Source organism: Yinghuangia aomiensis, from assembly GCF_039542225.1.
Classification (GTDB): Bacteria; Actinomycetota; Actinomycetes; order Streptomycetales; family Streptomycetaceae; genus Yinghuangia; species Yinghuangia aomiensis.
The window spans coordinates 231,980-239,767 of sequence record NZ_BAABHS010000014.1 but is presented as its reverse complement, the minus strand read 5'-3'; the positions used below and the strand labels follow the sequence as shown (position 1 = coordinate 239,767).

The 7,788-nt window shown below is 71.6% G+C and carries 6 protein-coding genes and 1 riboswitch; of the genes, 4 read left to right on the top strand and 2 right to left on the bottom strand.

Annotated features, from left to right (window positions below; translation table 11 throughout):
- Positions 1-1,105, bottom strand: a 1,105-nt coding sequence (locus tag ABEA93_RS21125) for a transglycosylase family protein (RefSeq protein WP_345677198.1), incomplete at its 3' end; no start/stop codon positions are given.
- Positions 1,106-1,108: 3 nt separating this feature from the next.
- A riboswitch (cyclic di-AMP (ydaO/yuaA leader) is annotated at positions 1,109-1,301 on the bottom strand.
- 443 nt (positions 1,302-1,744) lie between these two features.
- On the bottom strand, positions 1,745-2,725 hold the full coding sequence (galE, locus tag ABEA93_RS21120; RefSeq protein WP_345677197.1) for a UDP-glucose 4-epimerase GalE: 981 nt from the start codon (positions 2,723-2,725) through the stop codon (positions 1,745-1,747).
- Between the two features lie 529 nt (positions 2,726-3,254).
- On the opposite strand from galE, the gene ABEA93_RS21115 reads away from it, so the two are divergent.
- Genes ABEA93_RS21115 through ABEA93_RS21100 form a run of 4 tightly spaced genes read left to right on the top strand, consistent with a single transcriptional unit; the run spans position 3,255 to position 7,696 of the window.
- Positions 3,255-5,105, top strand: a complete 1,851-nt coding sequence (locus ABEA93_RS21115) for a DUF5941 domain-containing protein (protein ID WP_425585032.1) — start codon at positions 3,255-3,257, stop codon at positions 5,103-5,105.
- A 50-nt stretch (positions 5,106-5,155) separates the two neighbouring features.
- A complete protein-coding gene (locus ABEA93_RS21110; RefSeq protein ID WP_345677196.1) occupies positions 5,156-5,893 on the top strand; it encodes a phosphocholine cytidylyltransferase family protein in 738 nt (245 codons plus the stop codon).
- The gene (locus ABEA93_RS21105; protein WP_345677195.1) at positions 5,881-6,942 is read left to right on the top strand and encodes an iron-containing alcohol dehydrogenase family protein; all 1,062 of its coding nucleotides are present in this window, start codon (positions 5,881-5,883) and stop codon (positions 6,940-6,942) included. Before ABEA93_RS21110 ends, ABEA93_RS21105 begins: the two co-directional genes overlap by 13 nt.
- Positions 6,920-7,696: a CDP-alcohol phosphatidyltransferase family protein gene (locus tag ABEA93_RS21100; RefSeq protein ID WP_345677194.1), complete on the top strand. Its 777-nt coding sequence runs from the start codon at positions 6,920-6,922 to the stop codon at positions 7,694-7,696. Before ABEA93_RS21105 ends, ABEA93_RS21100 begins: the two co-directional genes overlap by 23 nt.
- Positions 7,697-7,788 lie beyond the last annotated feature (92 nt).

Genomic DNA, 7,788 nt, shown 5'->3' with positions numbered 1-7,788 from the left:
CGACCTCGTTGCCGTAGGCGCCGCCCCAGCCGGCGGACACGATGGTGCCGGAGGTGACGGCCTTGACCGAGGTGCCGGAGGCGGCGGTGAAGTCCTCACCGGTGTGGCCGTGCGACCACAGCGAGCCGGACTTGCCGTAGGAGCCGTGCGGGGCGCCCGGGACCGGGCGGACGTAGCCGGTCGACGACGCGGTCGAGGAGGAGCTGCTGCTGTCCGAGGACTTCGCGGTGCTGCTGCTCTGCGACTTGGCGGTCGACTTGCTCGGCGCCTTGTCCTCGGTCAGCTTCGCGGAGGAAGAAGACGAGGAGGACGAGGACGACGAGGTGGTCGCGGCCGGGGCCTTGTCCTCGGTGAGCTTCGCGGCCGGGGCGGAGGCCTGCGCGGAGAGCGCGAGCTTCTGGCCCGGGAAGATCAGGTTCGGGTTGCCGCCGATGACGCCGCGGTTGAGGTCGTAGACCTTCTGCCAGCCGCCGGACACGCCGTGCGAGGTGGCGATCTTGTAGAGGGTGTCACCGACCACGACGGTGTACGCCGACTTGGCGGTGGAGGCCGCCGGGGCGGGCGCCGTGGTCTTGGTCTCGGCCTTCGGGGCCGCGGCCTGCGTCTGCGGCGCGTCCTGGGTGAGCTTCGCGGCCGGGGCCTGCGAGGCGGTCTTCGGCTGCGCGGCCGGCTTGGCGGCGGAGGACTTCGCCGAGGAGCCGGTGTCGAGCGACGGGGTGCCGCTGTTCTTGGTCAGGCCCGCCTTGACGGAGCAGACCGGCCAGGCGCCGGGGCCCTGGACGGCGAGCACCTTCTCGGCGATCGCGATCTGCTGGTCCTTGGTGGCCAGGTCGGCGCGCGGCGCGAACTGCGTGCCGCCGAACTCCTGCCACGTGGAGTTGGTGAACTGGAGGCCACCGTAGAAACCGTTGCCGGTGTTGATCGACCAGTTGTTGGTCGACTCGCACGCCGCGACCTTGTCCCAGGTGCTCACCGAAGCGGCCGACGCGCTGGTGGCGCCGATGATCGGGGCGGCTATCGCGGCGCCGGTGACACCGGCGGCAAGCGCGAAACGCGAGGTCGTGGACATGCGGGTACGGCGATGACGCCCGATTCCGGACAGCATGAAGCGTTTCCTCTCCTACGCCTGCGAGGTGAGCTGTCGGATTCGGGCTGGAGTTGCCCGGCCAGCCTTCGATGGCCCCTGTTCAGGGCGTTCGAGGCATGGCTTCACCCCAAGCCGTCCCGGTTGTCGCCGGGCCGGCGCGTTACACCTGGTTCCCCCGCTTCTGCCGTGGTCGCTTACTCAGCGGTCCCGTCCCGGCCGGCGGCAGAACTAGGCGTTCCGGTGGGAGGGGTCGGTGTGGGGACCGACGCGGAGCACGTTAGGCAGACGCGTCCCGAGATCACAAGCGACTCGGCAAAAGAGGAGGTTTGAGACCGCTTGACGGCGGGGAAGAGATGACTCCTTGTCACGCCGACCTGTCGGTAGGTGTCCGAATTCCTACCTTCCGTACCGGATCACTGACGCCTCGTGCGACTTCGTCGCGGTGTGCGGTGCGGCCGTCACAGGATGTCGCGTCCGTGTGACCTGGCCCATATTCCGGAACTGAAGCCCCAATTGTCCGAATTAAACCTTTAGTTGCTCGGTGGGTGGGGTTGATGGCCATGGAACGGCAGGCCTGGCGCGGGGAATTGGTAAGAAATGTCGGATTTGCCGCTCAGGGCGACGCGCTGACCAGCCGGTTTGTCTTGCCGACCGGCGTCAGCGGCCGACGGCGCCGACCCGGGCGAGTCGCCCGGCCCATGCCGACTCGACCATCGCCCGCACGTCGAAGCGGGCGGTGAAGCCCAGTTCCCGCTCGATCCGGGCCGAGGCGGCCACCACGCGCGCCGGGTCACCGGGGCGCCGTGCGGCGGTCTCCACGCCGAGGCCGGCGGTGCCGGTCACCTCGGCGATGAGGTCCACCATCGCCCGCACGCTGGTGCCCTCGCCGCGCCCCACGTTGAGGGTCAGGCGGGCTTCCGGGTCGGCGGCGAGCCGCCGGGCGGCGGCGATGTGCGCCGCGGCCAGGTCCTGGACGTGGATGAAGTCGCGGACGCAGGTGCCGTCGGGAGTGGCGTAGTCGGTGCCGAAGATCCGCGGCGGCAGTCCTTCCCCGATCCGGTCGAAGACCATGGGGATGAGGTTGAACGCGCCGCGGTCGGCGAGTTCGGGCCGCGCCGCGCCGGCCACGTTGAAGTAGCGCAGTGACGCGTACGCGATGCCGTGGGCCTCCGCCGCGGCGCGGATCAGCCACTCCCCGACGAGTTTGCTCTCGCCGTACGGGTTGATGGGCGCGCACGGGGTGTCCTCGTGGACCAGGTCCACGTCCGGCATTCCGTAGACCGCGGCGCTGGAGGAGAAGACCAGCCGCCGCACGCCCGCCGCGACCATCGCGTCGAGCAGCGTGCGCAGCCCGTCGACGTTCTCGCGGTAGTAGTACAGCGGCCGGGCGACCGATTCCTCCACGCGCTTCTTGCCCGCGATGTGGATGACGCCGGCTATTCGGTGCTCCCGGAAGACCCGGTCCAGCAGCGCCGCATCGAGGACCGACCCCTGGACGAATCCGGCATCCTCGGGCACCACGTCGCGCGATCCGGTGGACAGGTCGTCCAGCACGATTGCCTGCTCGCCGGCGTCCAGGAGGTCGCGGACGACGTGGGCCCCGATGTAACCGGCTCCTCCGGTGATCAGCCATGTCATGCCGCGAGCCTAACCGTTGCGGCGCCTGGGGCGCGGCGGTGCGGTCGGGTGAGGAGACGCCGCGGCGCCGGTGTGCCGACGCGGCGCCTCGAGGCCCGGCAGGCGCGGTCAAAGTCCGTGTGCGGCAGGGCATTTGCCGTACCACCCCGGCTCCGGGCGGCAGGTCCGAGTCGGCTGGAGAACGCGGCTGCGGGCCCCGCTGTGACGGGTGGGGCAGATGGCGCGTATTTTGTCGGAGTGTCTCGCGGTGCGGCGCCGTCGGCGGCCGATACCCCCGGTGTCCGGGACGCGTTCAGGGCAAGCTGGCTTGGTACGCACGGCTTTTCCGGTCCCCGGCGGCCGGCGGGCAGCCTGCGTGGGAGGCCTGCCGGACCGTAAACGCGCCGCCGCGCCGCAGGCCAAACATCGTATTTTCGTACAAAACATTGCCGCAGTGGGCGTGCGTTCCTTCAGGCGCTACTCTCGGGTCCCCGGGCGCCACCTGCGGACTCTTCGCCCCGGCGGGCCCCGCGTGAGGGAGTGGTGACTTCTGCCGACGGCGTTGATCCTCGGGGCGGCGAACGACGAGACGTTCGCCGCGCGTGTCCTGGCATCGCTCGGCATCCCGGGTATTCCGGTCGACGCCGGCACCGGCCTGCCCGGCGGGCTTCCGGAGCCCGCAGATGGTCGGCTGCTCGTCGTGGACGCACGGTTCGTCGGCCACACCCACGCCCTGCGCATGGCGCTCCTGGACTCGCGTTTTCCGGCCAGGGCGATCCCGGGCGTGCTCGTCGTGGACGGCGACGCCCGCGCCGCGTTCACGGACGCGGCCGCCGGTCTGCCGATTTCCGCGTGGACGCCGGAGCGCCTCGCCGACCGGCTGCGCGACGCCGACGTCCCGGTCCGCGACCTGCCGCTCGGCGAGTTCGTCGCCGAAGTCCCCGAGACGCCCGACGCGCACGCCGACGCGCTCGCCCGCGTCACCGCGGTGGACGAGGACGCGATACGCCTGCGCACCGCGGTCAAAGCCCGCGACGGCTTCTTCACCACGTTCGCCGTCAGTACCTGGTCGCGCTACGTCGCGCGCTGGTGCGCCGGCCGCGGCCTGACCCCGAATCAAGTGACGGTGGCGTCACTGCTCGTGGCCCTCGCCGGAGCCGCGGGCGCGGCCACCGGCAGCCGCATCGGCTATGTCGCCGCGGCGCTCGCCCTGTACTTCTCGTTCGTCCTGGACTGCACGGACGGCCAACTCGCCCGGTACACGGTCAACTACTCGCGCATCGGGTCGTGGCTGGACGCGACGTTCGACCGCGTCAAGGAGTACGCCGTCTACGCCGGCCTCGCCGTCGGCGCGGGCCGCAACGGCGACGACGTATGGCTCCTGGCCGTCTCCGCCATGGCGTTGATGACGACCCGGCACATCGTCGACTTCGCGTTCAACGAGACCCGCGGCGGCGGCGACGGCGACGAGGAAGGCGCCGGCGCGAAGCTGTCCGGGCGCCTCAACGACGTCGGCTGGACGGTGTGGGCCCGGCGCATGATCATCCTGCCGATCGGCGAGCGCTGGGCGCTGATCGCGGTGCTGACCGCGACGACCACCCCGCGGATCACCTTCGTGGTGCTGTTGATCGGCTGCGCGTTCGCCGCCTGCTACACCTCCGTCGGCCGCATCCTGCGGTCGCTGCCGCGCCGCGCGCCGCAGGAGCCGGCCGTGCAGCGCGTGCTGTTCGCGCTTTCCGACACCGGGCCGATCGCCGCGGCACTCGGCAAACTCCGGTGGCCTGCGGGCGGTATCGCCTACCTGGTGCCGCTCGCCGCCGCGGTCGTCGGCCTGGGCGTGTTCGCCGACCACCCCGCGGTGCTCGGCGCGGCCGCGGTCTACGTCGTCGCGGCGGGCGCCGTGGTGAGCCGTCCGCTCGCCGGGCGCCTCGACTGGCTCGTGCCGCCCGCGTTCCGCGCCGCCGAGTACTCCGCTGTGATCGCCCTCACGGCCCGGGTGGCACCGGATGCCCTGCCGGGGGCATTCGGGCTGGTGGCAGTGATCGCCTACCATCACTACGACACCGTCTACCGTTTGCGCGGCGGCCATTCGGCCCCGCCGCGCGCGCTGGTGTGGGGGATCGGCGGCCAGGAAGGACGCGTGCTGCTGGTCGCCGTGCTCGCCGCCGCAGGGGCCACGCCCTTGCGCACCGGAATCACGGTGATCGCCGTGGCGGCCGCTCTCGCGGTCCTCGCCGAGAGCATCGCGTTCTGGGTCCGCGGCGCCACGCCGGACCTCGACGACTCGCTGCCGCCCGCGGCCGCGCCGCGGTCCGGGAGCGATTCCGGCCGCCCGGGCGTCTCCCCGGGTACGGGGTCGCCCACGACATCCGGCGCCGGTACGCGCGCGAGCGCCGGGTGAGCAACCGCGCGGGCGCCGCAGGGGCGTCCGACCCGAACAGGAGTAGCACGATGATCGGTCTGATCCTTGCCGCCGGCGCCGGACGGAGACTGCGGCCCTGGACGGACACGCTGCCCAAGGCCCTGGTGCCGGTGCGGGACGAACGTTCGGTCGTGGACTTCACGCTGGAGAACTACGCCGCGGTCGGCCTCGCGGAGGCCGCGATAGTCGTCGGCTACTGCGGCGACGCGGTGCGCGAGCGCAAGGCGGACCTGGAGAAGACCTACGGCCTCAAGCTCCACCTCGTGGAGAACGACAAGGCCGAGGAGTGGAACAACGCCTACTCGCTGTGGTGCGCACGCGACTACCTGGCCGAAGGCGTGCTGCTCGCGAACGGTGACACGCTCCACCCGCTGAGCGTCCAGGAGGCGCTGCTCGGCGCCCGCTCCGACGCCAAGGGCATCATCCTCGCCCTCGACGACGCCAAGCCGCTCGCCGACGAGGAGATGAAGGTCCGTCTCGACGAGGCCGGCGGTGTGGCGCACATCACCAAGCTCATGGACCCGGCCGCCGCCGTCGGCGAGTACATCGGCGTGACGCTGATCGAGGGCCGCTCCGCGCCCGCGCTGGTCGACGCGCTCGAGACGACGTGGCGCCGCGACGCGCAGCTGTACTACGAGGACGGCTACCAGGAACTCGCCGACCGCGGCGTGCGGGTCGACGTGCAGTCCATCGGCGGCGCGGTCTGGACCGAGATCGACACCACGGAAGACCTCATGAAGGCCCGGGAGATAGCGTGCCGATACTGACGCGCTTGGTCCCGGCGCCGCTCACGGTCGACATCCGTCCAGGTGCTTTGGGCGATCTGTCCGCCATCCTGTCGGACCGGCGCGTGTCCACGTCGGGCCGGCTGGCCGTCGCGGTCAGCACCGGTTCCGGCGCCCGGCTGCGGGAACGGCTCGCCCCGGCGATACCGGACGCCGAATGGTTCGGCGTGGACGGCGGCAGCCTCGCCGCCGCCGTCGACCTGGCCGACCGGATGGGCGCGGGCAACTACGACGCGGTCGTCGGCATCGGCGGCGGCCGTGTCCTGGACGCCACCAAGTACGCCGCGGCGCGCGTCGGCCTTCCGGTCGTCGCCGTCGCGACCAACCTCGCGCACGACGGCATCGCCTCGCCGGTCAGCATTCTCGACAACGACAAGGGCCGCGGCTCGTACGGCGTTCCCACTCCGATCGCGCTCATCGTCGACCTGGCCGTCATACGGGAGGCGCCGAAGCGGTTCGTCCGCTCCGGCATCGGCGAGGCCCTGAGCAACCTGTCGTCGGTCGCCGACTGGGAGCTTTCCGCCCGCGAGACCGGCGAAGCGTTCGACGGTCTGGCGGCGGCGTTCTCGCGTACCGCGGGGGAGTCGCTGCTGCACCGGCCGGACACCGTCGAGGACGACCCGTTCCTCGTCGCGCTTACCGAAGGCCTCGTGCTGTCCGGGATCGCGATGTCGGTGACCGGGACGTCCCGTCCGTGCAGCGGCGGCTGCCACGAGATCTCGCACGCCATCGACCTGCTGTTCCCCGAGCGCGACGGCTTGCACGGCGAGCAGGTGGGCTTGGGCGCGGCGTTCTGCACCTACCTCCGCGGCGACCGCGGTCTGGCCGACCGGCTGGCCGCGTCCCTCGACCGGCACGGACTTCCGATCGTCCCCGCGCAACTCGGCCTGACCGCCGAGCAATTCGTGGACGTGCTGGAGTTCGCGCCGGCGACCCGCCCGGGGCGTTACACCATCATCGAACACCTCGGTCTCGGGCGCGATGCCCTCGGAGATGCGGTAGCTGATTATGTCGACACCTACAGCGGCTGAACTCCGCGCGGTCTGCCACCCTGAGGGGTTGCTCGACCGCAGAAGCGGCGAACATTGGGCCGGGCGCCTGTACATGCGTCAGATTTCGCTGCAGATCACCCGGCGTGTGGTCGGAACACGCATCACGCCCAACCAATTGACCTACCTGATGATCGTCGCCGGCATAGCCGCCGGCGCCGCGCTCACCATCCCCGGCCTCGCCGGACCGGTGCTCGCCGCCGTGCTGATCCAGGTCTACCTGCTGCTCGACTGCGTCGACGGCGAAGTCGCCCGCTGGCGGCGGCAGACCTCGGTCACCGGCGTCTACCTCGACCGGGTCGGCCACTACCTGTCCGAAGCGGCCCTCCTCGTCGGCGCCGGCCTGCACGCCTCCGACGTGTTCGGCGACGGCGGCGTGCGCGGCTGGGCGTTCCTCGGCGCAATCGCCGCGCTCGGCGCGATCCTCATCAAGTCCGAGACCGACCTCGTCGACGTCTCGCGCGCCCGTTCCGGCCTTGCGCCCGTCCAGGACGCCGCCTCGGTGCCGCGCTCCACCGGCGCCGCCAAGGCCCGCAAGGTCGCCGCATCGCTCAAGTTCCACCGCCTCGTCGGCGGCGTCGAGGCGTCCCTGCTGCTGCTCGTCGCCGGCATCTTCGACGCGGTGCACGGCGACCTGCTGTTCAGCCGGATCGCCGTCGCGGTCCTGGCCGGGGTCGCGGTCCTGCAGACGGCCCTGCACCTGGCCAGCATCCTCCTGTCGAGCAGGCTCAAGTGACCGCGGCTCCGGAAAGCGGCGTGCAGGCAGAGGGCGCACCGGACGCAAAGGAGAAGCCCCGGGTGTCGGTACCTGCCCAGATACGTCCCGAA

Coding starts and splice junctions, on each gene's coding strand:
- galE (WP_345677197.1), bottom strand. CDS start 2,725: ATGACATGGCTGATCACCGGAGGAGCCGGTTACATCGGGGCCCACGTC.
- ABEA93_RS21110 (WP_345677196.1), top strand. CDS start 5,156: ATGATCGGTCTGATCCTTGCCGCCGGCGCCGGACGGAGACTGCGGCCC.
- ABEA93_RS21100 (WP_345677194.1), top strand. CDS start 6,920: ATGTCGACACCTACAGCGGCTGAACTCCGCGCGGTCTGCCACCCTGAG.